General features: G+C 72.1%; 20 protein-coding genes. 3 read left to right on the top strand and 17 right to left on the bottom strand.

Annotation, left to right across the window (positions count from 1 at the left end; genetic code table 11):
- Window positions 1-54 precede the first annotated feature (54 nt).
- The 14 genes from ACFQVD_RS02890 to ACFQVD_RS02825 all read right to left on the bottom strand — a co-directional run bounded on the left by ACFQVD_RS02890 (window position 55) and on the right by ACFQVD_RS02825 (window position 18,073).
- A complete protein-coding gene (locus ACFQVD_RS02890) occupies window positions 55-1,257 on the bottom strand; it encodes a CaiB/BaiF CoA transferase family protein (RefSeq protein WP_343963332.1) in 1,203 nt (400 codons plus the stop codon).
- Window positions 1,258-1,307: 50 nt separating this feature from the next.
- On the bottom strand, window positions 1,308-2,135 hold the full coding sequence (locus ACFQVD_RS02885) for an IclR family transcriptional regulator (protein ID WP_343963331.1): 828 nt from the start codon (window positions 2,133-2,135) through the stop codon (window positions 1,308-1,310).
- A gap of 64 nt (window positions 2,136-2,199) precedes the next feature.
- Window positions 2,200-3,474 carry an Ohr family peroxiredoxin gene (locus ACFQVD_RS02880; protein WP_343963330.1) on the bottom strand — a complete coding sequence of 425 codons (1,275 nt, stop codon included), beginning with the start codon at window positions 3,472-3,474 and terminating at the stop codon, window positions 2,200-2,202.
- Window positions 3,471-4,832, bottom strand: a complete 1,362-nt coding sequence (locus ACFQVD_RS02875; RefSeq protein WP_343963329.1) for a M20/M25/M40 family metallo-hydrolase — start codon at window positions 4,830-4,832, stop codon at window positions 3,471-3,473. The genes ACFQVD_RS02880 and ACFQVD_RS02875 overlap by 4 nt, the downstream gene beginning before the upstream one ends.
- 17 nt (window positions 4,833-4,849) lie before the next feature.
- Window positions 4,850-5,620: an SDR family NAD(P)-dependent oxidoreductase gene (locus ACFQVD_RS02870; RefSeq protein WP_343963328.1), complete on the bottom strand. Its 771-nt coding sequence runs from the start codon at window positions 5,618-5,620 to the stop codon at window positions 4,850-4,852.
- On the bottom strand, window positions 5,617-6,474 hold the full coding sequence (locus ACFQVD_RS02865) for an ABC transporter permease (RefSeq protein WP_343963326.1): 858 nt from the start codon (window positions 6,472-6,474) through the stop codon (window positions 5,617-5,619). Before ACFQVD_RS02865 ends, ACFQVD_RS02870 begins: the two co-directional genes overlap by 4 nt.
- 14 nt (window positions 6,475-6,488) lie before the next feature.
- Window positions 6,489-7,319: an ABC transporter ATP-binding protein gene (locus tag ACFQVD_RS02860; protein WP_343963325.1), complete on the bottom strand. Its 831-nt coding sequence runs from the start codon at window positions 7,317-7,319 to the stop codon at window positions 6,489-6,491.
- Between the two features lie 150 nt (window positions 7,320-7,469).
- A complete protein-coding gene (locus tag ACFQVD_RS02855; protein WP_343963324.1) occupies window positions 7,470-8,600 on the bottom strand; it encodes an ABC transporter substrate-binding protein in 1,131 nt (376 codons plus the stop codon).
- 14 nt (window positions 8,601-8,614) lie between these two features.
- Window positions 8,615-9,028, bottom strand: a complete 414-nt coding sequence (locus ACFQVD_RS02850) for a nuclear transport factor 2 family protein (RefSeq protein ID WP_343963323.1) — start codon at window positions 9,026-9,028, stop codon at window positions 8,615-8,617.
- Entirely contained in the window at window positions 9,028-9,339 is a 312-nt protein-coding gene (locus ACFQVD_RS02845; protein ID WP_343963322.1) for a hypothetical protein, read from the bottom strand. The genes ACFQVD_RS02850 and ACFQVD_RS02845 overlap by 1 nt, the downstream gene beginning before the upstream one ends.
- On the bottom strand, window positions 9,339-10,412 hold the full coding sequence (locus ACFQVD_RS02840; RefSeq protein ID WP_343963321.1) for a class I SAM-dependent methyltransferase: 1,074 nt from the start codon (window positions 10,410-10,412) through the stop codon (window positions 9,339-9,341). The genes ACFQVD_RS02845 and ACFQVD_RS02840 overlap by 1 nt, the downstream gene beginning before the upstream one ends.
- An 88-nt stretch (window positions 10,413-10,500) precedes the next feature.
- Window positions 10,501-12,534, bottom strand: coding sequence for an oxidoreductase (locus ACFQVD_RS02835; protein ID WP_364148214.1), 2,034 nt, complete (start codon window positions 12,532-12,534; stop codon window positions 10,501-10,503).
- Window positions 12,535-12,976: 442 nt separating this feature from the next.
- Window positions 12,977-16,945 (bottom strand): AAA family ATPase, encoded by a 3,969-nt coding sequence (locus ACFQVD_RS02830; protein WP_386270492.1) that lies wholly within the window; start codon window positions 16,943-16,945, stop codon window positions 12,977-12,979.
- The gene (locus tag ACFQVD_RS02825) at window positions 16,946-18,073 is read right to left on the bottom strand and encodes an exonuclease SbcCD subunit D (RefSeq protein WP_343980149.1); all 1,128 of its coding nucleotides are present in this window, start codon (window positions 18,071-18,073) and stop codon (window positions 16,946-16,948) included. It lies immediately after the preceding gene.
- Window positions 18,074-18,214: 141 nt separating this feature from the next.
- Between ACFQVD_RS02825 and ACFQVD_RS02820 the strand changes: the two genes are divergently transcribed.
- Window positions 18,215-19,732: an alpha/beta hydrolase family protein gene (locus ACFQVD_RS02820; protein WP_343980145.1), complete on the top strand. Its 1,518-nt coding sequence runs from the start codon at window positions 18,215-18,217 to the stop codon at window positions 19,730-19,732.
- 71 nt (window positions 19,733-19,803) lie between these two features.
- Here ACFQVD_RS02820 and ACFQVD_RS02815 read toward each other — a convergent pair whose 3' ends face one another.
- Complete coding sequence (locus tag ACFQVD_RS02815; protein ID WP_343980142.1) at window positions 19,804-20,685, bottom strand: enoyl-CoA hydratase-related protein; 882 nt, start codon at window positions 20,683-20,685, stop codon at window positions 19,804-19,806.
- A 151-nt stretch (window positions 20,686-20,836) separates the two neighbouring features.
- Here ACFQVD_RS02815 and ACFQVD_RS02810 point away from each other — a divergent pair, with 151 nt between their 5' ends.
- Window positions 20,837-22,294 (top strand): LCP family protein, encoded by a 1,458-nt coding sequence (locus tag ACFQVD_RS02810; protein ID WP_343980139.1) that lies wholly within the window; start codon window positions 20,837-20,839, stop codon window positions 22,292-22,294.
- A gap of 70 nt (window positions 22,295-22,364) precedes the next feature.
- On the opposite strand, the gene ACFQVD_RS02805 is transcribed toward ACFQVD_RS02810, so the two are convergent.
- Together ACFQVD_RS02805 and ACFQVD_RS02800 are read right to left on the bottom strand one after the other, a co-directional pair.
- Window positions 22,365-23,369: an enolase C-terminal domain-like protein gene (locus tag ACFQVD_RS02805; RefSeq protein WP_364148225.1), complete on the bottom strand. Its 1,005-nt coding sequence runs from the start codon at window positions 23,367-23,369 to the stop codon at window positions 22,365-22,367.
- A gap of 234 nt (window positions 23,370-23,603) precedes the next feature.
- A complete protein-coding gene (locus ACFQVD_RS02800; RefSeq protein ID WP_343980133.1) occupies window positions 23,604-24,974 on the bottom strand; it encodes an MFS transporter in 1,371 nt (456 codons plus the stop codon).
- 324 nt (window positions 24,975-25,298) lie between these two features.
- On the opposite strand from ACFQVD_RS02800, the gene nhaA reads away from it, so the two are divergent.
- A complete protein-coding gene (gene nhaA, locus ACFQVD_RS02795) occupies window positions 25,299-26,615 on the top strand; it encodes a Na+/H+ antiporter NhaA (RefSeq protein ID WP_343980130.1) in 1,317 nt (438 codons plus the stop codon).
- Window positions 26,616-26,634: the final 19 nt, after the last annotated feature.

The following is a 26,634-nucleotide window of genomic DNA, read 5'->3' as shown; positions in this document are numbered from 1 at the left end:
TCTCTCCCGATGTCCGTCTGTCCCCCGATCGGCGCGTCACCGCGCCGTCGCGGATCAGGCGATGATCTTTCGTTCTCGTAGGTCGCTCAGGGTCGCGGGGTCGCAGCCCAGTTCCTCGACGAGCACATGGTCCGTGTCGGCTCCCAGGTCGCGGCCGGTGAACCGGATCCGGCCCGGTGTCCGCGACATCCGCCACATCACGTTGTGCATCAGCACGGAGCCGAGGTCGGCGTCGTCGACGGAGGTGAGCATCCCGGTCTCGCGGACGTGGGGATCCTCCACGAGGTCCCGGGCGTCGTAGACCGGGGCGACCGCGGCGCCCGCCGCGGTGAACTCCGCGACGACCTCCTCCCGGGTGCGCTCGGCGACCCAGTCGCCGAGCAGCCTGTCCAGCAGCTCCACGTGCCGGACCCGGCCCGCGCCGGTGGCGAACCAGGGCTCGTCGATCACCTCGGGGTGCCCGACCAGGCGCATCACCCGCTCGGCGATCGTCTGGGCACTGGTCGAGACCGCCACCCAGTGGCCGTCGGAGGTGAGGTAGGTGTTGCGCGGCGCGTTGTTGGTGGAACGGTTGCCGTGCCGGTGCGCGATGGTCCCGAGCTGCTGGTAGACGGTCGGCGAGGGGCCGACGGCCGTCATGATGGGCTCCAGCAGGCTCATGTCGACGACCTGACCGCGCTTCTCCGGGTCACGCTCGCGCTCCCACAGCGCCATCATCGTCGCCGACGAGGCCGCGATGCCGCAGATGCTGTCGGCCAGCCCGAAGGCGGGCAGCGTGGGCGGTCCCTCGGCCTCGCCGGTCAGGTGGGCGAAGCCGCTCATCGCCTCGGCGAGCGTGCCGAACCCGGCCCGCCCCGCGTACGGTCCCGTCTGCCCGAAGCCGGTGATCCTGACGACGACCAGCCCGGGGTTGACCTCGTGCAGCCTGTCGGGGCCCAGCCCCCAGCGCTCCAGGGTGCCCGGCCGGAAGTTCTCGATGAGCACGTCGGTGCGTTCCATCAGCCGCAGGAAGAGCGCGGCCCCCTCGGGCGCGGACAGGCTGAGCCCGATCGTCTGCTTGTTTCTGGAGATCTCCTTCCACCACAGCGAGACACCGTCCTTGGACTCGCCGTGGCCGCGCATGCCGTCGCCCGCCGTCGGATGCTCGATCTTCACCACGTCGGCACCGAAGTCGCCGAGGATCTGAGCGCACAGCGGTCCGGCCAGAATCGTCGAGGCGTCGACGACCCGCAGGCCCTCCAGTGGTCCGTCGTGCATGCTTACCCCCAGGTCGGAAAAGGTTTCGTCGATGTTCTTCCGGACGGGTGTCACCCGGTCTCCCCCCTGTTCCGGCCTGTTGCGCGGAAGCCGAGGTCGGCCGAGATGTCGGCGGCCGCCGCGGCCACCCACTCCCCCAGCAGCTCTCTGTGGCCGCGGACGAACATGTCCTGCGCCCCGCACAGTGACACCGATCCGACGACCTGCCCGGTCGCGCCGCGGAAGGCCGCCGCCACACTCGTCGCCCCCGACTGCCGCTCGCCGAAGCTGACCGCGTAGCCGAGGGTGCGGATCCGGTCGATCTCCTCGCTCAGCGCGGTCGTCGAGGTGATCGTGGCGTCGGTGACGCTGTCGAGGCGGTGGTGGGCCACGTAGTCGTCCACCTCCGCGTCGGGCAGCGCCGCGAGGATCGCCTTGGAGGAGGACCCCGCGTGCAGGGGATGGCTGGTGCCCAGCGCCACCGACATCCGGATCTCCTGGTCGGAGAGGACCTGGTCGACGTAGACCCGCGACCAGCCCTGACGGAGCGAGAGCGTCGCCGTCTCGCCCGCCCGCTCGGCCAGCGCCACCAGGTGCCGGTGCGCGACGGCGGGCACGTCGAGTTCGCGCATCGCGGCCAGGCCGATGCTCAACGCCCCGGGGCCGAGGCGGTAGAGCTTCGTGTCCGCGTCGAAGCTCAGGAACTGGCCGGCCACCAACTCCCGCAGTATGCGGTGTGTCACGGCCTTGGGCAGGCCGGTCTGCCGCGCGATCACGGAGACGCCCTGGGCCTGAGGCGACCTGCCGATGACATCGATCACGGCGAGAACCCGCGCGATACCGGAGCGGGAACGCTCCGGTTCCGGCTCCTGCTCCTCTCCGATGTCATCGACGGTCATGCTTTCCTCGTTGGTCAGGGCGCGCGCGGCAGGCGACGCGGTAGGGGGAGAGATCATGTGAATGTCATAGGACAGCGCTGTCCGGAGAACCACCGAGGACCTCAATCGTGACGTCGGCGTTACCTCGGATCGCGTTGGAGTAGGGGCACAGGCCGTCGGCGATGCCGACGATCCGCTCCAGGTCCGCCTGCGGAACGTGCGGCGCGGAGATGCCGAGCGCGGCGGTGATCGCGTACTTCCCACCGGGCACCGAGCCGAGGGTCACCGACGTGGTGATGCTCACCGGGTCGAGACCGATCCGCTCGCGCCGGGCCACGACCCCCAGGGCGCCGGCGAAGCAGGCCCCGTATCCCGCGGCGAAGAGCTCCTCGGGGTCGGTGCCGGTGTCGCCGGACGTGCGGTCGGCGGGCCTGGTGAGGGCGAGGTCCAGTGAGCCGGTGAGCGAGCGGGCACTACCCGCGCGACCGCCCTGGACCTCGACGGTCGCGGTGTAGATCGGCTTGAACGTCGCCTCCGGCCGGGCGGCCCGGTGCGCCAGCACGTGCTCGGCCACCGCCTTGGCGAAGATCTCCGGCTGCTCCTCGGCGACGAAGTCGGTGCCGCCGGGGATGGTGACCAGCGGCACGCCCGGCAGCGCCGCCTGGACGACGTCGTTCATCCTGGCCACCACGTCGTCGCCGCCGTGCAGCAGCAGCATGGGGATGCCGGCGAGCGCGGCGGTGTCCAGACGGTGGTCGAAGACCGCCCGATAGGCGACCGCGTAGTCGGGGCCCACGCTGAGATACTCGGCGACCTGGCGGCTGGCCGACTCCGCCGAGATCCGCGGGTAGAGCCAGTAGACCCGGTCCCAGATCGTCTTCAGGTGGCCGCCGTCGTGGGCGACCCGGTAGCCCGGCGCGTAGCCGGCCTTCTTCTCCGCGCGCTCGGCGTCGTCGTACAGCGGCAGCCCCTGGAAGATCAGGCCGTTCACCCGGTCGCGGGCGGTGAGCGCCGCCTCGGCGGCGACCACGGCGCCGGTGTGCTGCCCGAGCAGGTGCACCTTCCCCAGGCCGAGCGCGTCGGCGATCCGCCACGTCGCCGCCGCGTAGTCCGGTATGGACCACTGCTCGCCGGGCGCGTCCGACATCCCGAAACCGGGGGTGTCGACCGCGACGACGTACAGGCCGTGCGCGGCGAGGGCGGCGAGGGCGGGCTCGTAGGTCGCCGACGACAGCGGCGACTGGTGCAGGATGAGCAGCGGGACCGCCGAGGGGTCGCCCGCGCGCCGGTAGTGGACCTGACCCCAGGGCAGGTCGAGGTAACCGCGCTCGGAGGCACCGCGCAGGTGGGTGGCGCTCACCGGTTCACCGCCATCGCGGCCATGACCTCGACGACGTGCTTGATACCCATGCGGTAGTCCTCCACAAGGATGTTCTCGTTGGGGCCGTCGACCCCGGAGTCGGCGCGCGAGACGCCGATGCCGACGATCGGGCGCCCACCCATGACGCCCTGGTTGCCGATCCACTGCGTGTACGGCTCGATGACGGGCTCGGCGCCGTAGGCACGGCGGGCCGCGTCGGCGACCAGCGACACGAACGGGTCGCGGTGGTCGGTGGCGCTCGGACTGCTGGTGGCCATGACCTCGATCGTGACGTCGCCGAAGCCGTTGTCGGCCAGGTGCTTGCCGACGGCCCGCAGCACCCGATCGGGGTCCTGCCCGGCGACCAGGCGGATCTCCACCTTGGCGGCGGCGGTGGCCGGGATGCCGAGGGTGATGTCGTCGCGGTTGTCGCCTCCGACGATGCCGGCGACCGTCAGGGTCGGGCGGGTGCGGATCTCGACCGCGGCCTGGGCGTCGTCGAGGCCGCCGATGAAGGAGTCGACTCCGGCCCTGGCTCGCAGGAAGTCGCCGTCGAAGTGCAGCCGGCCCAGCAGCTCCCGCTCCTCGTCGGTGGGCACCCGCGCGTCGTCGGCGAAGCCCGCCACGGTGACGGTGCCGTCGGGACGCTGCAGGCTCGCCAGCGCGGCGGCCAGGCGGGTGGTCGCCGACGGGAGCAGTGCGGTGTTCTGGCTGGTCAGCTCACGCGTCAGCGTGGTGGCGGTCAGCCTGAGGTAGAGCACACCCTTCTCGCTGAGCTTGAGCAGCGGCCTGCCCTGGGCGTCGATCCAGGAGTTCTCCCACAGGGTGCCGTCGCTCGCCAGCCGGTCGGCGTGCGCGCGGACGAACGAGCCGAGGCCGGGACTGTGCAGCCACTGCTTGCCCTCCATGATGTAACGGCTGGTGACCGGCGCCTCCTGGCCGGACAGCCGCCACACGGCCGCGGCGTGGACGCGCGACATGAGGGCGCCCTTGTCGTCGGCGACGCCTCGCGCGTACAGCCGCCCGTCGTGGATCTCCGCCGCGTACGGCGGGCTGATCCACCGGTCCTCGTCTCCGGTCGGCTCCACTTCGACGTCGTAGTGGTTGAAGTGCAGCAGGGCGGGCTCGCCGCCGCCGATCTCGCCCAGCACGTACGGGTGGGAGTGTTCCCAGGGGATGACCTCGGCGCTGCCGCCCCAGCGGCCGATCGAGGCGGCGAGGAAGTCGGCGGTGGCCACCATCTGGTCGGGTTCCTGGCGGCGGCTGCGGATCCGGCAGAGCTGCTGCAGTTCCTCGACGAAGGTGTCGAGGTGTGCGTCGACGGCGGCCAGTGCGGCGGCGACATCGGGCTTGGGCATGGAGCACTCCTCACGCGTCATTGGGTGGTGACTCCGCCGTCGACGTAGATCGTCTGACCGGTGGTCATGGCGGCGGCGGGGCTGAGCAGGAAGGCGACCGCGTTGGCGACGTCGCCGGCCCCTGCCATACGGCCCAGGGGGATGGTGGCCATCTTGTCTTTCATGTACGCCTCGTTGGCGCGAACGTCGGCCGTCATGTCGGTGGGCACGATCGTGGGCCCGACGGCGTTGACCCGGATACCGTCGGGGGCCCACTCCAGGGCGAGCACCCTGGCCATGTGCATGACCCCGGCCTTGCTGACGCAGTAGCCGAGGGTGTCCAGGACCGCGATGTGGCCGTTGGTCGAGCCGATGTTCACCACGCTCGCGGCGCTCTCGCCGACCGTTTTGGCCGTGTCGCGCAGCGCCAGGTAGGCGGCCTGGGACATCCGGAAGGTGCCGGTGAGGTTGACGTCGAGGACTTCTGTGAAGTCACCCTCGCTCATCGTGGCCGCCGGCCCCCGCCGTACGATGCCCGCGTTGTTGACCAGGTGGTCGAGGCGGCCGTGCGCGGCGAGCACCTCGGCGACCAGCGCGCGGCAGGAGTCCGCCGAGCGGACGTCGACGTGGTGGCGGGTGTGCCCGTCGCTCTCGGGCAGCGGCGCCTGCCAGTCGTCACCGGAGGTCACGTCGGCCTGGGCCACCCGGGCGCCGCGGGCCGCGAGCGTGGCGGCGATCTCCGCGCCGATGCCCCGGCCCGCGCCGGTGACCAGCGCCACCCTGCCGTCGAAGCGGTTCGGATCGCTCATGCGCCGATCACCCGGCTGTCCTCGGCCCAGAAGGCGAAGCGCCGCTGGGCGAAACGGATCAGTGAGTGCGCGATGAGGCCGAGCACGGAGAGCACCACCAGGACCGCGAACATGCCGGAGATGTCGAAGTTGTAGTTGGTCTGCAGGAGCAGGTAGCCCAGGCCCTCCTTGGCGCCGATGAACTCACCGACGACCGCGCCGAGGATGGCGAAGACGATCCCGATGTCGAGCCCGGCGAAGATGAAGGGCAGCGCGCTCGGCAGCCGGACCATGCGGAAGACCTGGAACCTGCCCGCGCCGAACACGGTCAGCATCTGGATCCGGTCGGCGTCGGCCGAGCGCAGCCCCTCGATGACGTTGACCAGCATCGGGAAGAAGGAGATGACCGCCGCCATGACGACCTTGCTGGTCATGCCGAAGCCGAACCAGACGACGAACAGCGGCGCCAGGGCGACCTTCGGCACCGTCTGGAAGGCGACGATGTACGGCATGAGCGTGCGCTCGGCGAGCCGCACCTGGGAGATCAGCGTGCCCAGCAGCATCGCCGCGCCGACGCCGATCACGAAGCCGAGCAGGGACTCCTGGAGCGTGACCAGCAGGTGCGACCAGAAAAGGCCGTCGGCGAGCTGGGTGGTCAGCGAGGCGACGATCTGCGAGGGCCGGGGCAGCACGTATTCGTCGATGCCGAGGGGCTGGACGAGGAACTCCCAGGCGAGCACCGCGATCACGAAGACCCCGGGGACCATGATGAGCTCGGGGCGCTCGCGGAGATCGAACCCGCTCAGGCGGCTCTTCTTCGGTGCCGGGCCCGGTGGACGGGCGGGGCGGCTGTCAGTGGCCTTGGTCGTTGTCATGGTGGTGTACCTCGTCAGTCGATGACGCCGGCGGCGTTGAAGTGCTGGCGGATTCGTGCCACGTAGACCCCGGCGCGATCGGAGGACATCACGCTGAGATCGCGCGGACGCTCCAGCTCGATCGGGACGATCTCGGCGATCCGCCCGGGGCGGGAGCTGAGCACGATGACCCGGTCGGACAGGAACACCGCCTCGGGGATGGAGTGGGTGACCAGGACGACGGTCTTGCCGCTCTCCTTCCAGATACGCAGCAGCTCGACGTTCATGTACTCCCTGGTCATGGCGTCCAGGGCACCGAAGGGCTCGTCCATGAGCAGTACGGACGGGTCGTGCACCAGAGCCCTGCAGATCCCGGCGCGCTGCTGCATGCCGCCGCTGAGCTCATGCGGGTACTTGTCGCCGAAGCCGTCCAGGCCGACCATGTTCAGCAGGTTCCTGGCCTGCTCGCGGTAGACGGCCGCGTCGAGCTTCTGCACCTCGACGGGGACCATCACGTTCTCCAGGATGGTGCGCCAGGGCAGCAGGGTCGCGGCCTGGAAGACCATGCCCACCTCGGGAAGCGGCTTGGCCACGTCCCGTCCCGCGACGCGGACGACGCCCTCGCTCTTGGGGATCAGTCCGGCAAGGATCTTCAGCAGGGTGGTCTTCCCGCATCCGGAGGGTCCCACGATGGAGATGAACTCCCCCCGCCTGACGGTGAAGCCGATGTCGGAAAGCGCGTGGGTGGGCTCCGACCTGCGGGGCCGGTACAGCTTCTGCAGGCCGGCCACCTCGATCCATGCGTCTTCGTCCACCGGTGCCGATGCGGCGGTGGCCTGGCGGCGGCCGGGGGTCCTGATGGCCATCGGCCCTCCTCTTCGATGCTCGGGTGCTGGTCGGTCGTGGTCGCCGGTCGCTCCGGCCCTGATCCACTTCTGGCGGTGCGGCCCCGGGTCACCCGGGGCCGCGCACTTCGGCGTGTGCGGCTCCGGGTCACCTCGGGCGTACGGCCGGGGTTACTTCGGGCTGTAGGCCTTGGCCTTGGAGACCACCGCGGCCGAGTCGAACTCGTTGGCCGCGGGCAGCAGGCTCGCGTCCCAGACGTCGGCGATCACCGGGTCCTTGGTGATCTGCCCGGCGCCCTTGGTATAGGCGGCGGTCTTCGTCCACTCCTGGTCGCTGATCGCGCCCCAGTCGGCGAAGGTCTCCGGCTCACCGGTGGTGGGGGTCGCGCTCTTCAGCCACGCCGCCATGACCTTGGTGTCGTCGGCGATCCGGTCCTCGGCGGACTTGCCCGCCAGGATCTGCGGGAAGACCGTGTAGCCGATGCGGGTGGCGGCCTCGTTGTTGACCGCGGAGAAGAGCATGCCCTGGTAGCCGGCGCGCAGGAAGCGGGTCAGCAGGTCCTTCTTCTCGTCGAAGGCGTCCTTGCGCACGGCGAAGGTGATGGAGCGGATCCCCTGGAACATGTCCGGGTTGGGGAGGTATTCGTAGGTGACGCCGGAGTTCTCGATCGCGGCGTACGCCTGGGTGTAGAGCGCGAGCGCGTCCACCTGACCACTGCTGATCGCGCCGGCGGCCTGCGCGCCCACACCGACGGGCAGCAGCTCGACGTCCTTCTCCGGGTCCAGCCCGGCCTCGCGGACATAGCCCCGTGCGTACGGGCTGGAGCCCGACGCCAGGCTGATGACGCCGATCTTCTTGCCCTTGAGGTCGGCGCCGCTCTTGATGCCGCTGCCCGGCTTGACCGCCATGACCCACGGCCAGTTCTGCACCAGGCCGCCGATCGCCTTGACCGGCACGCCCTTCTCCGCCGCGGCGAGGATCGAGCCCGCGTCGGCGGCGGTGATGTCGGCGCTGCCGGACGCGACCGCCTGGATGGCGGCCACGGACCCGTCGGCGTTGATGGTCTCGACGTCCAGGTTCTGCTCGTCGAAGAAGCCCTGGTCCTTGGCCACCGCGTAGGCGGCGACCTCCTCCTTGGGGCCGATGACCGCCGAGGCGATGGCGAAGGTGATCTTTCCTCGGGCGGTCTGGGCACCGTCGGTGCCCTCGGGGGCGGCGGTGTCGCCTCCACCGCAGCCGGCCAGCATGGTCAGTGTCGCGACGGTGAGGGCGCCAACGCCCAGTCGCAGGGATTTCTTCACGTACGGCACCTCTGTCAAACCGATGGGGTGGGGGGTGTCAGGCCGGGGAGGGGGAACCCGGCCTCGCTGAGGTCGTTGTAGACGTGCTGCTCGGCGATGAGACCGTCACGGATGACGAACACGTCCACGTAGCGGATGTCCGAGAAGGGGGTCCCGGCCAGGTCCTCGCCGTACAGGGTGCCCAGGGAGGTGACGACGGCGGTGTCGTCGTCACCTTCACCCTCGAAGTACCGTTCGCGGTTCTTGCGCACCCACAGGTAGCGGCCGCCGGCGCCGGCGGCCATCTCCGGCAGTGAGGTGAAGACCAGGTCCCCCGGGAAGACGAGCCGCACCCCCGGTGCCAGGAGCCTGGCGGCCTCTTCGAGGTCGCGGTCCTCGCACAGTTGCAGGTAGTGGTCGACGAGCTTGGCCGCCGTGCCGGCGGCCATCAGCCGGCCTTGGCCGCCAGGGCGGCTTCCCACTGGTCGCGCAGCGGGTGCTCGGCGGGGCCGCTCTCCGCGATGATCCTGATCAGGCGGTTCATCATCGCGTCGCGCTGGCGCTCCAGGGTCCGGCGTTCCGCCTCGTCCGGCACCAGGGAGTCAAGCTCCCCCTCGGCGAGGACGCCGTGGCGGACCAGCAGCGCCTCCAGACCGTGCACCCGTTGGTTGGCGACGTGCAGGTCGGTGCTGAGCTGCAGGACCAGGTCGAGCAGCTTGCCAAGGTGGCGGTCGCGGAAGTAGTCGAATTCGTCGCTCATCAGTTCTCCGGCTTGTTCGCGGCGAGAGCCGCCCACGGGAAGTGCCATTCGCGCCGGTCGCCCCAGCCCTCGGGACGCACGCCCTCGTTGCGCTCGTCGAAGGGGGACCAGGACGCGTCGGTCAGACCGGCCTCGCGGCAGAACTCCAGGAGGTCGGAGGCGAACAGGTCATGGAAGAAGGGCTCGTTGTTGCGCTCGGCGTGCTCGAAGATCGTCGCGTCCCTGAACGGATCACCGGTCGGCTGGAACTCCAGGAAGCGGAGCGCCCCACCGGGCCGCAGCAGGCGGGCGGCCTCCTGGATGGTCTCCTTCACGGCCTGGGCCGGCATCTCGTGCAGCACCATCGTGCCGGTGACCACGTCGCAGGAGCCGTCCGGCAGGCCGGTCGTCCTGCCGTCGCCCTGGAGGTAGGTGATCGCGACGCCCTCGGCCTCGGCCTCGGCGTGCGCCAGGCGCAGGCCGGGAGCGGCGAAGTCGATGCCGATGACCTCGGCCTTCGGGTAGCGGTTCGCGAGCGGGCGGGTGCTCTTGCCGAAGCCGCAGCCGATGTCGACCACGCGGGCCGCGTCCGGCAGGTCGGGCAGCGCGGTCTGGGTGAACAACTGGTGGAACTTGTAGCCGTCGTTGTCGCGCAGCATGACGATCCGCGCGCCGAACTCGTAGACGTACGCGGACAGGTCGTCGGAGAAGAATCCGCCGGGCTGGATGTGGATGTCGAAGTCGGTGTACCAGTCCGGCAGCTCCACCTCGGAGTTCAGGACGAGCTTGCCCTTCGGCGCCCGCACCTCGCCCAGCTGGTCGATCAGGTCGTCACGGCGGCTGATGACGGCGTCGCCGGCGGTCTTCCACAGCATCTTCTGCTGCACCCGCTCAAGGTGGCTGAACCACGAGTAGAGGTTCAGGTTGCGGAACCGCTCGCCGGCCTCCTCCACGGTCTGCGCGGGAGCGCCGTCGGCGCGGTACTCCTCGGCGAGGGCGGGGTAGAGCGTGTCGGCCCACCTCTTGCGCATCGCCAGGATGTAGTCCACGGTGGAGCGTTCGTCGAAGGTCAGGCGATCCTCGATATCGATCATGGTTCTCCTTCTAGGGGGCGAGCGGTGCCCTTCTATGGCGCCGCGTCGGGGTCGACGGGGAACGGTGGCGGTGTGGTCGGGGCGTGGTTCAGCGCGCACGGGCCAGCGCGGTCGCGCCGCTGACGGCATCGGTCAGGAAGGTGCCGGCGAGCCGTCCCTCGTAGACCGCCTCCAGCGCGGTCCGCGGCGCGTTGGCGTCGCCGACGACGTGCACGCGGGGGGCCTCGGGCAGGGCGTCGAGTTCGCGGTAGAGCTCGTCCACGGCGGTGGGGGTGCCCGCGTCGACGATCGCGGTCACGCCCGACATGGTCTCCACGTCGCCGCACAGGGTGTCGCGGAGGGTGAGCAGGCCGCCCTCGACGCCCTGCGGGACGCGCAGCGGGTGGACCTTGACCCCCAGCTCGCCGAAGCGGTGGGTGAGCGCGAGCCTGGAGTACGTGGTGATGCGGGCGGCGAGCGAGGCGGTCGGGGAGAGCAGGTGCACCTTCGCTCCCAGCCCGGCCAGGTGCTCGGCGATCGACGCGGCGGGCCAGGCCCCCTCGTCGTCGCGGATGGCGACGGTGCCGCGCAGCGGTGAGGCCGGGTCCTCCAGAGAGGCGACCGCCTGCCACAGGTCGAACACCGGGGGCCCGCCCGGCAGCTCCCGCCGCCGGGGTCGCGAGCCCGTCGCCACGATGACGTCGTCGACGCCCTCGTGGCGGCCTCCCACGAGGAGGTCCGCCGCCTCGACGCGGTGCCCCAGCAGGATCGTGATCCGCTCGGCGGCGACGTCCCGGCTGAGTTCCGCGGTGAGCAGCGCGAGGCGCTCCCTGCCGGGTACCCGGGCGGCGATCGCCACCTGGCCGCCCAGCTCGGGACCGGCCTCGGCGAGCGTCACGTCGTGACCGGCGCGCCGGGCCGACAGCGCCGCCTCCATGCCCGCGGGACCGCCGCCGACGACGAGGACCCGGCGGGGACGGGTACCGGCGAGCGGCGGCTCCGCCCACGTCCGCCGCCACTCCCGCTCGGCGCCGACCTCGGGGTTGACCACGCAGGAGATCGGCAGGCTGCTCTCCAGCCGCCCGATGCAGCCCTGGTTGCAGGCCAGGCACGAGCGGGACTCGTGCGAGCGGCCCTCCATCGCCTTGCGGACCAGGTGGGGGTCGGCGATGTGCGGCCGCGCCAGCCCCACCAGGTCGGCCTCACCGGAGGTGACCAGCTCGACGGCCTCGGGAAGGCTGTCGAGCCGGCACACCGCGAGCACGGCCAGGCCGGGGAAGCTCCGCTTGAACAGTGCGGCGTGGTGCCGGAACGGCGCGTGGCCGAAGCTCATGTCGGCCATCTGCGTCGCCAGCGAGTAGCTGCCGTGGTAGGCCGAGTGGCTGACGTGCACGTAGACGAGCGGGAACTCATCGCGCAGCAGCCCGACGACCTCCAGCATGTCCTGCGGCGTCAGACCGCCGGGCAGGAACTCGTCGGCGCTGATCCGCAGGCCCACCGGCAGGTCCGGCGCCTGCCGGGTCACCGAGGCGAGCACCTCGCGGGTGAGCCTGAGACGCCCGTCGAGGTCGCCGCCGTAGCCGTCGGTCCTGGTGTTGGTGACCGGCGAGAGGAACTGCTGGAGCAGGTGGCCATGGCCGAGGTGGACCTCCACCCCGTCGTACCCGGCCTGCGCCATGCGGCGGGCGGCCGCGCCGAAGGCGCCGACGACCGTGGCGATGTCACCGTGTCCCATCGCGTGCGGGACGTGCGCCCCGGCGGCCCACGGCACGTCGGCCGCCGACCAGGCCGCGGTGCGGGTCGCCTCACCGGAGGCCTGCCGCCCCGCGTGCATGATCTGGGCGAAGATCCGCGCTCCCTCGGCGTGCACGGCCTCCGCGACCTCGGCGTAGGCCGGGATGGAGGAGTCGTCGAAGCTGCCGAGGCTGATGTGCCTGCCGGCGCTGGTGGGGTGGACCCGCACCGCCTCGGTGATGATCAGCCCCACCCCGCCTCTGGCACGTTCCAGGTGGTAGGCGGTGTGCCGGGCGGTCGGGCGGTTGTCCAGGCCGAAATTGGTGGTGTGGCCGGGCACGAACACCCGGTTGCGCAGTGCCACCGGCCCCAGGCTGACGGGCGAGAACAGCGGTCCCGGATCCGGCATCGTCGCCCTTTCTCTCTCGGTGGCGTGAATATGACCGTGGGCACCCATCGAGTCCCTCATCGTTCCGGTCAGCGATACGGCGTTCAGATGAACCGAACGACGTGGAAGGAACAGTAAGCAGTGACAAACAGGGAGTCAATGGTTGATTTAAAATTCCGGGCAGCCGTAACATGCTTCTAACCCGTCCCTAAAAGATCCGATCCACCACCACCGGTGCGGCACCCCGAACGGAAAGGACACACCGGCACGGCCCCGCGGACACCGCCGCCATCGGGTCACGCCCCCGCGAGCCGCGCCGTCCCGGCAGGCGGTGTTCGGCACGCGCCGATTCGTGCCTTGCTGGAGCCGTCGGCGGGCCACGCCGCCGAGTGTGTCGTCACGCGCGCTCAGAGTCGCGCGGCGCTCAGAAGAACGTCATGTCGTCATGCCGCCGCCGGGCGGGTCACTGACGGACCGTCGAACCTCGGCGTTCCTTGCGGATGTGCAGCTGGGCGGGGACCCGGGTGCGCAGCTCGGCGACGTGGCTGACGATGCCGACCGCGCGGCCGTTGTCGCGCAGGCCGTCGAGGATGTCGAGCACCCCGTCGAGGGTGTCCTCGTCCAGGGTGCCGAAGCCCTCGTCGACGAAGAGCGTGCCGATGTCGACTCCCCCGGCCTCGGCGGTGACCACGTCGGCCAGGCCGAGGGCCAGGGCCAGGGAGGTGATGAAGCTCTCGCCGCCCGACAGGGTCGCCGGGTCGCGGCCGACACCGGTCCAGCTGTCCAGGATGTGCAGGCCGAGCCCGCCGCCGGACCTGCTCCGGTCACCGGCGGAGCGGTCGCGGTTGTGTTCCAGCAGGTAGCGCCCGCCCGACATGTGGTCGAGCCGCTCGTTGGCCGAGGCGACCACTTGGCTGAGGCGCTCGCCGAGCACGTATGAGGAGAGCCGCATCCTCCACCGGTTGTCGGCGGAGTTCCCTCCGGTCAGGGCGGCGAGCCGGTCGGCCAGGCGGTGCTGCTCGTCGGCGGGCCGCCAGCGTTCCAGGCAGGCGGCCAGCTCGGTGCGGAGGGCGGCCAGCCGGGCCAGCCGGCCCTCGGCCTGGCTCCGTTCGGAGAGCAGGCGGGCATGGGCGGCGTCGGCCGCGTCCCGCGCCTCGCGCAGGCTCGACAGGTCAGGTTCCGGCTCGGCGGCGGCGGCGACCAGTTCGGGGTCGGCGAGCATGGCGGCGACCGCGGCGCTCTCCGTGGCGAGCTCGTGGAGGCGGGCGGCCTTCTCCTCCCGGTCGGCGGGAGAGCGTACGGCCGCGCGGGCGTCGTCCAGCCCGAGGAAGCCCGCCTCGACGACGGCGCTCAGCGCCCGGTCGCGGGCGGTCACCAGCTCGGCGGCGCTGACCCGTTCGTCCCTGACCGCCTCTACGGCCTCCCTGAGCAGTTCCGCCTCGTCGGCCAGCCGGTCCAGCCTGGCGGTCAGCGTCGGGTCCTGGCCGCGTGCCTCGTCGACGCGCCCGGCCAGCCGCTCGGCGTCGGCGCCGAGCCTTTCGACGTCCGTACGGCGGGCCGCCAGGCCGACGGCGAGTTCGCGCGAGCGTTCCCGGAGCCGCTCGGACTCGGCGGCGATCCCGGCCGCCTCCGCGGCCAGCGCCGGCTCGGCCTCGGCCGACGCCCGGAGCGTGGCCAGCACTCCCTCCGCCTCGGCGAGCTCGCCGGTGGCGTCGGGTACGGCCAGGTCGGTCCGATCGCTCGCCTCCCGGTGGGCCGCGGTGACCTCGACCGCGTGGACGGCTGCGGCCAGGGCCGTGGAGAGACGCCCGGCCTCCGCCGCCAGGCGGTCGCGGCGGGCCTGGACCGTGAGGTCGTCGCCCCGGGCCCCGTCCAGGCGGGCGGTCAGGCGGTCACGCTCGGCCTGCCATCCCGCCAGGCGGGCACGGCCTTCGGCGAGCCGCCTGGTGATCTCCTCGATCCGGGTTCTGGCGTCGTCCAGTTCGGCGGCGATCCGCTCCACCTCGGCGGCGAGGGCGTCCTCGGCGCTCGCCGTGGCGGTCAGCGCCTCCAGTTCCCGCTCGGCCTCGGCGAGGGTCTCCCCCGCCCGTTCCCCGGTCTCCTCCCCCGCGACGGCGCGGACCTCACCGAGACGGGAGAGCAGCACCGTGACCGTGGTCTCCGCCTCCCGGCGCCGTTCCTGGGCCGCCTCGTAGACGCCCTGGGCCGCGCGCTCGTCCTCGGCGGTGCGCACCTCGTCGGCGGGGGCGGCGGGAGCGGGGTGATCGGGCGAGCCGCAGACCGCGCAGGGGGCGCCGGGGACGAGCTTGGCGGCGAGCTCGGCGGCCATGCCCTCGATCCTGGACCGCTGGATGTCCTGGTAGCGGTCGCGGAGCGCCTGCGCGAGGTCGGTGGTCTCCACCTGGGCCGCGCGCGCGACCTCCAGCTCGGCGCTGAGCGCCTCGCGGCGCCGTACCGCGGCGAGCAACGCGGTGGCGGCCTCGGCACGCGCCCGCGCCGCCGGAAGTCCCGCCCCGGCGGCCCTGACCTCGTTCAGCCGCGCGGTCGCCTCCGCCGCCTCGGCGGGCAGCGCCTCCCAGAGCTCGCGGACCTCGCCCTCCTGCCGGACCGCCTCCGCGAGCTCGTCGCCGAGTGCGGCGATCAGCCCGTCGAGTTCGGCCAGCCGGGCCTCCTCGACCCGCAGCCCTTCCAGCCCGGCCAGCTGTCGCCCGCACTCTCTCTCCCGGGCGGCGAGGACCTCGCGGATCTCACCGGGCTCGGCGGACAGGCCGGTGCCCTCGCGACGGGTCCCGAGCACGTCATGGGCCTGGCCCGGAAGCGGGTGAGCGGCGAAGGCGTCGCGGACCCCTGGCAGGAGAGCGGCGAGGTCGGCACGGGCCGCGGCCAGGTCGGCGGCGAGGCGGGTGCGCCGCTCGGCCGCCCGGAGGCGGGTGACGGCGCCCTCGACCGCCGACTCGGCGGCGGGGATGCGGGCGGCGTCCAGACGGGCGGCGGTGAGACGCTCCTCCACCTCCCGCCTGAGCTCGGGGATGTCCTTCAGTCGGGAGTCGGCCACGGCCTGCGCGGCGGCCAACTCGATGATCTCGCGAGCGGCCCGGTCCCGGTCCCGGACGATCTCCGCCAGGCGTGACTCCTCCGTGCGCAGCTCGCCCAGGCGGGTGATCTCGCTCCGGCGGTCGCGTTCCAGCTCGACCAGGCGGCCTAGCACGGCGTGACGGCGGTCCGCGCCGGCCTCCGCCCGGTCCCGGGCGTCGTCGTCGCGGAGCGCGCCGACGTCGAGACGATCACCTGTCTCGCCGGTGCCCGTACGGTCGTGGACGACGTCCCGGGTGGCGTCGACGAGCGGGAGTGCGCGGGCGACGGCGTCGGCGGCCAGGCTTCGGGCCTTGGCCGCGGCCTCGGCGCGCTGTTCGGCGCCCTGGATCAGCGGCAGCACCCGGTCGGCGGCCGCCGCCTCCTCCAGGAGGGTCTCCAGGTCCGCCCGCTCCTCGGCGGTCTCCTCCAGCGCCCGGCTCCTGGTCAGCGCCTCGGCGTGGCGGCGGCGCCGGTCGGCCAGCGCGGTGCCACGTTCCAGGCTCTCCCGCGCCTGCCGTACGGCGGCCTCGCCGCCGAGGCCCATACCGCTCAGCCGGGTGACCTCCCGTGCCGCGAGTTCCTCGACCGCGTGGGCCCATCCCAGCGGGTCGTCCTCCACCGAGACCTCCACCGGGACCTCCACCGCGGCATCCGACGAGGCATCGGTCAGCGCGGCCGAGAGCGCGGACCCCGCGGCTTCCTCAAGGCGTTTCACCGCGAAGTCGACCTCCTTGCGGAGGGCCTGCTGCTCGCGGAACGCCTCGGTACGCCGGTCTGCGAGCCAGGACTCGGCGGTGGCGTAGACCTTCACCGAGAAGAGGCGCTCCAGGACCTTGCGCCGGTCCTCCCCGTCCGCACGAAGGAACTTCGCGAAATCCCCCTGGGGCAACATCGCGACCTGGAGGAACTGCTCGGCGTTCATACCGAGCAGGGTGCCGATGAACTCCCCCGCCTCGTCGACCCGGTTGGTCAGCCCCACCCACTCCCCCGAGGGGGCGAGCTCGGTGAGCAGTGCCTTCTCGTTCTCCCTGGTCGTGCCGGTGCCCCTGAGCTTGGGGCGCTGCCAGCCGGGCGACCGGGTGATCTTCAGCCGGCGCCCCCTGATCGTGACCTCCAGCGCCACGCTGGGCCCGCGCCCCGGGGGCGCGTGGTCACAGCGCAGGCTCTTGGCGCTGTCGCGCCTGCCCGGCACCCTGCCGTACAGGGCGTAGCAGAGCGCGTCGAGCACCGTGGTCTTGCCCGCCCCCGTGGGGCCGTGGATCAGGAAGAGCCCCGCCTCGGCGAGGGCGTCGAAGTCGACCTGCTCCTCACCGGGGAAGGAGCCGAAGGCGGTGATCCACAGACGGTGCGGGCGCATCTACGCCATCGCCTCCTTCGCGCGGGAGGCCTCGACGGCCCTCTGCAGCAGTTCGGTCTCGGCGGGGTCGGCGGCCTCGCCGCGCACCTCGCGGACGAAGTCGAGGGCGACCTCGATCTCGGGACGCCCCGCCACCCTGGGCCGGGTGACGGTCTCACCGGCCCCGCCCTCGGGTTCGAAGGACAGGGCGAGCGTGTGCGGGAAGCGGGACCTGAGCCGCTCCATCGCGCCCTTGGGCCGGATCCGGTCGACGAGCGTCACCTGGAGCCAGTGGTCCTCGTAGCGGGCGTGCTCGGGTGCGGCCAGCAGGTCGTCGATGCGACCGGTGAGCCGGCCGACCTGCCTGGGCACCGGGGCCTCGGCGAACTCCGCGCGCTCGTACCCGCCGGGGCCGATGTCGACCAGCCAGGACCCCTTCACCTGCCCGGCCTCGGAGAAGGAGTAGGCGATCGGGGAACCGGAGTAGCGGACGGTCTCGCTCATCCGCTGGCGGCCGTGCAGGTGGCCGAGCGCCACGTAGTCGACACCCTCGAAGGCGGACACCGGGACGTGCGCGACGCCTCCCACACTGATGTCGCGCTCGCTGTCACTACCCCGCCCCCCGGTCACGAACGCGTGGGCGAGGACCACCGACCGGGGTCCGCGCCGGGCGAGGTCGGCGCGGATCAGGGACATGGCGTGCCCGATCGCGGCGGTGTGGGTGCGCTCGGGCAGCTCCCAAGGGGCGCGCACCAGCTCGGGCTCCAGATAGGGGATGCCGTAGAAGGCGACGTCGTCGACGACGACCGGCTCGCCGACCCGCTCGGGGTCGGTGCGCAGGTGGACGCCTGCCGCGTCGATGAGGTGCGCGCCGAAGCCGAGACGGCGCGCCGAGTCGTGGTTACCGCTGATCAGCAGGGTGCGCGTCCCGGTGTCGACCAGCCGCCGCAGCGCCTGGTTGCACAACTCGACCGCGTCGACCGAGGGCAGTGCCCGGTCGTAGACGTCACCGGAGACCGCGACCACGTCGATCCGCTCCGATCTGACGGTCTCGATCAGGTGGTCGACGAAGGCACCCTGGGCGGCCAGGAGACTCTCCCGGTGGAACGAGCGGCCCAGGTGCCAGTCCGATGTGTGCAGCACCCGCATGTCGCACGAAGCTAACAGGACTCAGCGACAAATGTGGCCACTCACATCACTCGGATCTCCCGCTCCGCTCAGGGTTTTCGTCCATGGGTACGTTTGAAGATCAGAGGGAACGATACCGGGAAACGACGATCACGGAGGCGAGTGACGATCGGGGATCGGATCGACAACCAGGCCGGCCGTGGCGTTCTGAGCGTCGCCTCCGGCCTGATCCTCGTGGTTCTCGCGACGGTGGGCTACACCCTGCCGCCGCCGTTCGACCCGACCCCGCTCCGCGCCGACCCGGTCTTCCAGACCCTTCCTTCCCAGCCGCCGGACGAGGTCAGGCCGGTCGCCGCGACCAGGCAGATCACCACGCAGGACGTCACCGTCACGGCCGAGGACGGTACTCCTCTCCAGGCGACGATCCGCGCGCCGGTCGCCCCCGGACGCCACCCCGCGCTGGTCTTCGTGCAGGGGGCCGGGGCCGGGGTCAGGGGAGAGTTCACCACCCAGGCCGAGTGGCTGGCCAGGGCCGGGATCGTCACCCTCGTCTACGACAAGCGGACCGTGGGCTACGACTTCCGCAACCGTGACTTCGGCCTGCTCGCCCGCGACGCCCTGCTCGTTCTGGAGAAGTTGCTCGTCCGCGACGACGTCGACCCGGCCAGAGCGGGGCTCTGGGGGGTGAGCGAGGGCAGCTGGGTGGTGCCCATCGCCGCCACCAGGAGCAGCGCCGTCGGGTTCACCGTGCTGGTGTCGGCGCCCAACGTCTCCCCCATGCGGCAGGTGACCTGGGCACTGGGCGAGCAGCTCGAACGGCTGTACGCGCCCAGCGGGGTACGCGAGCTGCTCACCCGCGCCATGGGCGCCGTGGACATGAACTTCCTGCGCTACGACGGCCTGCCCGCGCTGCGCGGGATGCGGCAACCGGTCCTGGCCCTGTACGGCACGCGCGATCCCTCGATCCCGTTCGTGGAGAGCAGCATGGCGTTGACCGGCGCGCTCGCCGAGGGCGGTAACGGCGACTACACCATCCGCTACCTCGACCGCGCCGACCACGGCATGCGCGTGCACGGCGGCCCGTTCGCGCCCGGCTACCTGCAGACGCTGGCCAACTGGGTCCTGGGCCTGCCCGGCACGGCCAGACCCGCGGTGCGCATCGCCGGTGCCACGCCGATCCAGCGCCTGGAGGCCAGCGACGTTCCCGCGGCTCCCTGGTACGCCGGGGGGACCGTCATCGGGCTGACGCTCTGCCTGGCCGCGGTCGGCTACGTGGTCGGCCCGGTGGCCGAGATGGTGGTGCGGCTCCGCGGCCGGTCACCCGCCGCGGAGACCAACGCCCGGATCTGGCCGCCGATCCGGCGGCGGTTCCGCCGGATGGCGTGGACCGGGGCCGGGCTGCTGGTCTCGGTGGCGGCGTTCATCACGCTGCTCGTGCTGTTCTCGGTCAACCAGGCCGGGGCGTGGCCCGCGGTGCTCACCGGATGGCTGGTCATCAGGATCCTGGCGCTGTTGATGCTGCTGCAGGAGGTCACGGGCGTGGCGGCCGTCGTCGCGGGGTTGCGGGAGGGCTGGGAGCCCTCCCGCCCACAGAGTTTCGCGATCGCCGGGGTGCTCGGCGGCACCGCCCTGCTCCTGGTGGCCGCGGCCTACTACGGTCTGTTCGCCTTCCCCTGGTGATGTCCTGATCGACGGGTTCCCGTTCCCCGCACCGCCTCTCGCATCCCGGCCTGACGGCGAGAGGCGGCAGGTCAGGGAAGTACGTAGGGGTTGTCCGGCCAGGAGGGGACCGCGGCGGGGAGGTCGCGGGAGACCTTCATCGGGAACTTCGCCGGCCGCTTCTCCAGGAAGGCCGTGACGCCCTCGGCGCTGTCGGGCGCGGAGCCGAAGTCGCGCATCAGAATCGAGTCGGCCCGGTGGGCCTCCCAGGGGGAGGCGGCCGACAGGCCCGACCACATGAGCCGCCGGATCGCGGCGACCGAGACGGCGGAGGTGTTGCCGACGATCTCGCGGGCCAGCGCGTGGGCGGCGGGGAGCAGCTCGTCCGGGGCGACGACCTTGGAGACCAGACGCCCCTGGAGCGCCTCGGCGGCGGGGAAGACCCTGCCGGTGGCGGCCCACTCCATGGCCTGGGAGATGCCGACGAGCCGGGGCAGGAACCAGCTGGAGGCGGCCTCGGTCACGATGCCGCGCCGGGCGAAGACGAAGCCGAACCTGGCGGTGTCGGAGGCGATCCTGATGTCCATCGGGAGCGTCATCGTCACCCCGACGCCCACGGCGGGACCGTTGATCGCGGCGATGACCGGCTTGAGCGACCTGGCGATCCGGAGCGCGACCGTGCCGCCGCCGTCGCGGGGCGAGCCGTCGACGGTGTCCTCACCGCCGAACATCTCCTCGCTCCTGTCATGGTTGAAGGTGTCACCGCCACCCCCGAGGTCCGCGCCCGCGCAGAAGGCGCGGCCCCGGCCGGTGACGATCACCACGCGCGCCTCGTCGTCGGCGTCGGCCAGGTCGAAGGCGTCGATCAGCTCGCGGCGCATCGTGTAGGTGAAGGCGTTGAGGCGGTGCGGGCGGTCGAGGGTGATGGTGGCGATGCCGTCAGCCACGCCGTACTCGATCTCGGTGAAAGCCATGACCGAATCTTATTCCAGTCAAAATCACAGGATAAAGCCTTGCCGGCTTCCCGAGTTGTTCACCGACTTGTCGCCCGCGACCTGGTTTCGCCCCCCTACCATCTCCCTGCGGTGGTCAAGCCCGAGTCAGGCGCGAGGAAACGGGGAGCAATTGCGTGACAGATCGAAGCCGCCCGGCGTCGGTGCGGTCATCGGCTGGACGGCGCTGGCCGCCATCGCCCCGGGCGCCGCGCATCTGCGCGCCGGATGGCGAAGGACCGGGCTGGCGCTGCTGTGCGCGTACGCGGCACTGCTGCTGTCCCTGCTCTGGGTCGCGCTCACCTCCGACCTCGGTGACCTCGCCGGGCAGTTGGTCTCCTCCTCCTGGCTGACCGGCGTCACGGTGGCCTCCCTGGCGCTCGGCGTCGCCTGGTTCGTCCTGGTCGTGCACTCGTTCGTGGTGATGAACCCCGGCACGCTGCCCGGTGCCGGGCAGGTGGTCGCCGGGGTCCTGGCGGGAACGCTCGCGGTGGCCGTACTGTTGCCGTTCGGCCTTCTCGGGCAGTACGCGGCGGTCTCGCAGTCGGCACTGGACGACGTCTTCAGTGCCCCGTCCACCTCACGCCCCACCGGCGGCGGGGATGGAGAGAACGACCCGTGGGCGGGTCGCGACCGGGTGAACATCCTGCTGCTCGGCGGGGACGCCGACACCCACCGGGTGGGCGTGCGGACCGACAGCATCAACGTGGCCAGCATAGATGTCAAAACCGGCAACACCGTGCTGCTGAGCCTGCCGCGCAACCTGGAGAACGTCCGCTTCGTCCCCGGCTCCCCCATGGCGAGGCGCTTTCCCGACGGATTCAGGCTCCCGGCCAACCCGGACGGCTCGCGCGAGGACCTGCTCTTCGCCGTCTGGGAGTACGCCGACGCGCACCCGGAGATCTTCGGGGGCCGCGAGAAGCAGGGAGCGAGGACGCTCATCGACACGGTCGGCTACACGCTGGGCCTGAAGATCGACTGGTATGCCCTGGCCAACATGTGGGGCTTCGCCCGGCTGATCGACGCGATCGGCGGCGTGACGGTGACCGTGCCCCAGGACGTGGTCTTCGGCAAGTACGACGAGGGCCTGGTCAAGGCGGGTACCCGCAGGCTGCGCGGCGCCGACGCGATGTGGTTCGCCCGCTCGCGCACCAACAGCGACGACTACACCCGGATGGGGCGCCAGCGGTGCGTGCTGGGCGCCCTGCTCTCCCAGGCGGACCCGGCGACCGTGCTGTCGCGGTTCAACCAGGTCGCGCTGGCCACCAAGGAACTGCTGCGGACCGACATCCCGCGCCCGATGCTGGAGCACCTGGTGCCGCTGGCGCTGAAGGTCAAGAACGCGAAGGTGACCAGCGTCCAGTTCGTCCCACCGCTGATCAACACCGGCTACCCCGACTGGAGCAGGATCCGCACGGTCACCGCGAAGGCCCTGCGCTCCTCGGCCGTCACCAGGCGTCCCCTCACCGCCACCGCGGCCCCCACGGCCACCCCCCAGGCCACGACCTCACGCACGCCCCTTCCCAGGGCGAGCAGCACGGCGAAGCCGGACCCGACCGCTCCCAAGGGCATCACCGAAGGCTGCGGCTGAGCAGGGCCGGCCGGGAACGTCGCGCCACCTGAAGGCGGTCCGGTGTTCCGGCCTTCAGGCCGGGGGCGCGTCAGGCCGAGTACGACTCCTTGGCCAGGCGGCGGACGCGGGCCTCGTCGATGCGGTGGCCCAGGCCCGGCTGGGTGAGCGGTACGGCCACCACGCCGCCGGAGGCGCCGACCGGCGGGTCGACGATCTGCGCGCTGCGCGGCGGTTCGGCCACATCGCAGGGCAGGGTGCAGCCGGGCAGGCTGGCGGCGGCGACGGTGGCCGCGCGGGCCAGCCCGGTGCCTCGGCCCCCGGCGCAGGCGATCTCCCATCCGGCGCGCACCGCACGGTCGTGCACCCGCCGTACCTCGCGCAGGGAGCCCAGGGCCGACGGGCGGAGCAGCAGCGCCCTGCCCGCCCCCGCGGCGATCGCCTCGCCCAGCTCCGCGGCCGAGGCGACCTCGAGCAGGACCGGAGCGGCGACGCGCTGCTGCAGGTCGGCGTGGTCGGCCAGAACGGCGCAGGGGCGTTCGATGGCGGAGAGCGTGTAGGCGTCCAGCGCCTCAAGGGCGGCGACGTCGCGGTAGGCGCCGCGGGCGTCCACACTGATGCCCAGCACGGGGTACGCCTGGCGGACGGCGCGCAGCGGCTCGATGTCCCAACCGGGGTGGACGTCCAGGGTGACGTGGGCGTACCCGGCGCAGACGTGCCGGTTCACCCGGGCGACCAGGCTCTCCAGATTGCGGTCGGCGCCGATCCTGACGGTGGCCATGAGGGAGGTACGGGTACCGCCCAGCGCGTGGGCCAGCGGCACCCCGCGCATCCTCGCCCACAGGTCCCAGCAGGCCATGTCGGCGGCGGACCCGCCGGGGACGGCGCCGAGCTCGTCGGGGTGCTCCCAGTCGACGCCGATCAGCGCCTGCGCGAGCCCCTCCTCCAGCGCGACCCAGGTCTTGGGGTCGGCGTCGACGACCTCGCCCCACCCGGTCATGCCCCCGTAGTCGGTGAGCCGGACGAGGATGCTCTCCGGCCGCCTGCCGTACGGCAGCACCAACCGGAACACCTCAAGCTCGCGGACACGCGGCATGATCCCCCCTTGACCTCTCCGGACCCGGAGAATTCAAGCTCCCAAAACACGAATCCCGCCCGAAGGCGGGACTCCTCTCAACACCACCGGGAACGGCGTTCTTCCATGGTGCCACGACGGCCCGCGAATGCCTCCCGCCTGCAAGGGTGGGATTAAGTCCGGTTTTTCACGATTTTTCTACCACTTTCGGTGCGGACAGAACTCAGGTCGCCAAGGGGGCACACCAGGAGGAGCTCAGCCCCGGACGGAGCCGTCGGCTCCGACCCGGGCGCCGACCAGGACCCCGGTGGCCGCCATCAACGCCGCCAGCCCGAAACAGAGCAGGTAGGCGACGGTCGAGGCGCCCAGTGCCGCCAGGAGCGCACCGGCGACCGCGACGGAGACGACCGTGTACACCGACTCCGCGACCCCCAACGACGCGCTGTTCTCCCCCGCCTCCCCCGGGGGTGACAGCTCCAGGACGAGCACCGACAGCGTCGGGTACACGATGCCCATGCCGAGCCCCAGGACGATCTCCCCGAGGAAGGCGGTGGCGACCGGGACGACGGCGAAGACGGTCAGGCCCATCAGCGCGAGCCCCACGGCGATCAGCGCCGAGCCACAGCGCAGCACCAGGACCCGGTCGAAACTCCGGCGGCCCACCACCCACGAGCCGAACGACCAGCTCAGCGCACCACCGGTCAGGGTGAGCCCGGCCATGGTCAGCGACAGGCCGCGCTCCTGGTTGAGCATCAGCGGCAGGAACGCCTCCCCGCCGATGGCCGCGCCCGCCGCGATGCCGCGCAGTGAGATCACCGAGGGCAGGCCCCTGGCCGCGCGCAGGGTTCCCTCGGGAAGCAGCCGGGGCAGCGCCGCGACCAGAGTGGCCAGCCCCACGACGAGCAGGACGAACCCGGCGCCGCGCGCCGCGCCCCCGTACTGCATCAGTGCCGCGCCGACCGCGACGAGCACCGCCCAGCCCAGCCGTCGCGCGATCGAGGAGCGCGGGCCGGTCTGCGGCCGGTCCGACATGGGCGCGGCGGCCAGCCCGCGCCAGAGCAGCAGCGCCGCGGGGAGGAGGAGCACCGTCACGCCGATGAAGACCCAGCGCCAGCCCGCGTACTCCACCACGAGGCCGGCGATCACCGGCCCCACCATGGAGGGAACCACCCAGGCCGTCGCGAAGATCGAGAACACCCGGGGGTGCGTCTCGGCCGGGTAGACCCGCGAGACCAGCACGTACATCGCGACCTGGAAGACGCCCCCGCCGAAGCCCTGCACGAAACGGCCCACGACGAACACGTCCATCGTCGGCGCCGCCCCGGCCACGACCAGCCCCGCGGCGAAGAGCGCCACGCCGGCCCAGAGCGGCGCCACCGGCCCCCTGACGTCGCCCCAGCGCCCGCCCAGCACCGTCGCGATCACCCCGGCCGCCATCGCCCCGCTGAACGCCAGCCCGTACAGCGCGTGACCGTCCAACTCGTCGGCCACGACCGGCATCGCGGTGGCCACCGCCAGGTACTCGAAGGCGACCAGGGAGATGAGTGCCACCATCCCGACGGTCAGGGCACGGTGCCGCGCGGCGAATATCCCGGCGGCCCGCTTTTCGCCTGTCATGCTAATCATGGGCCGACGGTACGCCCGGCGCCCAGCCCCCGGCATCGGGCTGCCACGTCAGTCCTTGGTCGTAGGACCGGCCTCCCGGATGTGCGAGACCAGACCTCCCAGCAGCAGGTCGAGCCCGAACTCGAACCGCTCGGTGCCGTTGGCCTCCACCGGATCGTCGACCCGGTGGACGAGCTTGCGGAACCGGCCGGGGGACGGTTCGGTGGCCGCCCCGTTCCCATGACCCTGGAGTCGGCCGGCGGCGGCCCCGCGGGTAAAGTGGCCGGTGGTGCGCCGGGAAGTCTGGTCGGCAGTGGCTGACCCGACCCCGGAAACGGAGCGCCGATGACCGAGACCCCGCCCGGCACGTCCCGTCTGCTCGGCCTGGGCTCGTGGCCCGAGGCCCGCCGCATCGCCGGCATCCTGCGCGAGGAGACCGTCGGCGGAGCGCTGCTGCTGGCCGGCGCGGTGGCCGCCATGATCTGGGCGAACTCCCCGTGGTCAGGGACCTACGAGGCACTGCGCGCCTTCAGGGTAGGCCCGGCGGCGCTGCACCTGGATCTGAGCCTGGCGACCTGGGCCGCCGACGGGCTGCTGGCGATCTTCTTCTTCGTGGCCGGCCTGGAACTGAAACGCGAGTTCGTCGCCGGTGACCTGCGCCAGGTGCGGCGGGCCGCGGTACCGGTCGCGGCCGCGCTCGGCGGGGTGATCGTCCCGGCCGTGCTGTACCTGCTGCTCACCCTCGGCGTCGGTGCCAGTTCCGGCGCGGCACGGGGCTGGGCGATCCCGACGGCCACCGACATCGCGTTCGCCCTGGCCGTGCTCGCTGTCATCGGCCGGTATCTCCCCACCGCGCTGCGCACCTTCCTGCTCACCCTGGCCGTGGTCGACGACCTGGTGGCCATCGTCATCATCGCCCTCTTCTACACCGAGCACCTGTCGGTGCTGCCGCTGCTGGGCGCGCTGCTGCCACTGGCGGTCTTCGCCCTGCTGGTACAGCGCCGGGTACGCGCCTGGTGGCTGCTACTGCCACTGGCCGCCGCCACCTGGGCGCTGATGCACGCCTCGGGCGTACACGCCACCGTCGCCGGCGTGCTGCTGGCCTTCACCGTGCCGGTCCTGCGCAGCGAGCGCTCCGGCGGCCCGGAGGCCGGGCCCGGTCTGGCCGAACACTTCGAACACCGGCTGCGGCCGATCTCGGCCGGGGTGGCCGTGCCGGTGTTCGCGTTCATGTCGGCCGGGGTGAGCCTCGGCGGCCTGAGCGGCCTGGCCGGCGCCCTGAGCGACCCGGTCGCGGTGGGCGTCGTCGTGGGCCTCGTGGCGGGCAAGCCCATTGGGATCATGCTCGCGACCTGGTTGGTGGCCCGATTCACCCACGCCCGCCTGGACGAGGGACTGGCCTGGGTGGACGTGGCCGGGCTGGCCGTGCTGGCCGGCATCGGATTCACCGTCTCCCTGCTCATCGGGGAGTTGGCCTTCGGCGCCGGCAGCGAGCGCGACGCCTACGTCAAGGTGGCGGTCCTGACCGGCTCCCTGATCGCGGCGCTGACGGCGACGGTGATCCTGCGGCTGCGCAACCGCGTCTACCGGCGCATCCACGAGGCCGAAACCGTCGACCGCGACCACGACGGTATCCCCGACGTCTACCAGAAGCGTTCCTGAAAGGCCGGGAGGCCTGCCG

The sequence above is a fragment of the Streptosporangium amethystogenes subsp. fukuiense genome, assembly GCF_042665875.1.
Taxonomy (GTDB): domain Bacteria; phylum Actinomycetota; class Actinomycetes; order Streptosporangiales; family Streptosporangiaceae; genus Streptosporangium; species Streptosporangium fukuiense.
The sequence above is the reverse complement of the archived record's forward strand: the minus strand, read 5'-3'. Positions and strand labels throughout refer to the sequence as shown.

Bases quoted from the DNA above. Each gene is read 5' to 3' on its own strand.
- ACFQVD_RS02890 (WP_343963332.1), bottom strand. From the start codon at position 1,257: ATGCACGACGGACCACTGGAGGGCCTGCGGGTCGTCGACGCCTCGACG.
- ACFQVD_RS02885 (WP_343963331.1), bottom strand. From the start codon at position 2,135: ATGACCGTCGATGACATCGGAGAGGAGCAGGAGCCGGAACCGGAGCGT.
- ACFQVD_RS02875 (WP_343963329.1), bottom strand. From the start codon at position 4,832: ATGCCCAAGCCCGATGTCGCCGCCGCACTGGCCGCCGTCGACGCACAC.
- ACFQVD_RS02870 (WP_343963328.1), bottom strand. From the start codon at position 5,620: ATGAGCGATCCGAACCGCTTCGACGGCAGGGTGGCGCTGGTCACCGGC.
- ACFQVD_RS02865 (WP_343963326.1), bottom strand. From the start codon at position 6,474: ATGACAACGACCAAGGCCACTGACAGCCGCCCCGCCCGTCCACCGGGC.
- ACFQVD_RS02860 (WP_343963325.1), bottom strand. From the start codon at position 7,319: ATGGCCATCAGGACCCCCGGCCGCCGCCAGGCCACCGCCGCATCGGCA.
- ACFQVD_RS02850 (WP_343963323.1), bottom strand. From the start codon at position 9,028: ATGGCCGCCGGCACGGCGGCCAAGCTCGTCGACCACTACCTGCAACTG.
- ACFQVD_RS02845 (WP_343963322.1), bottom strand. From the start codon at position 9,339: ATGAGCGACGAATTCGACTACTTCCGCGACCGCCACCTTGGCAAGCTG.
- ACFQVD_RS02840 (WP_343963321.1), bottom strand. From the start codon at position 10,412: ATGATCGATATCGAGGATCGCCTGACCTTCGACGAACGCTCCACCGTG.
- ACFQVD_RS02835 (WP_364148214.1), bottom strand. From the start codon at position 12,534: ATGCCGGATCCGGGACCGCTGTTCTCGCCCGTCAGCCTGGGGCCGGTG.
- ACFQVD_RS02830 (WP_386270492.1), bottom strand. From the start codon at position 16,945: ATGCGCCCGCACCGTCTGTGGATCACCGCCTTCGGCTCCTTCCCCGGT.
- ACFQVD_RS02825 (WP_343980149.1), bottom strand. From the start codon at position 18,073: ATGCGGGTGCTGCACACATCGGACTGGCACCTGGGCCGCTCGTTCCAC.
- ACFQVD_RS02815 (WP_343980142.1), bottom strand. From the start codon at position 20,685: ATGGCTTTCACCGAGATCGAGTACGGCGTGGCTGACGGCATCGCCACC.
- ACFQVD_RS02805 (WP_364148225.1), bottom strand. From the start codon at position 23,369: ATGCCGCGTGTCCGCGAGCTTGAGGTGTTCCGGTTGGTGCTGCCGTAC.
- ACFQVD_RS02800 (WP_343980133.1), bottom strand. From the start codon at position 24,974: ATGATTAGCATGACAGGCGAAAAGCGGGCCGCCGGGATATTCGCCGCG.
- nhaA (WP_343980130.1), top strand. From the start codon at position 25,299: ATGACCGAGACCCCGCCCGGCACGTCCCGTCTGCTCGGCCTGGGCTCG.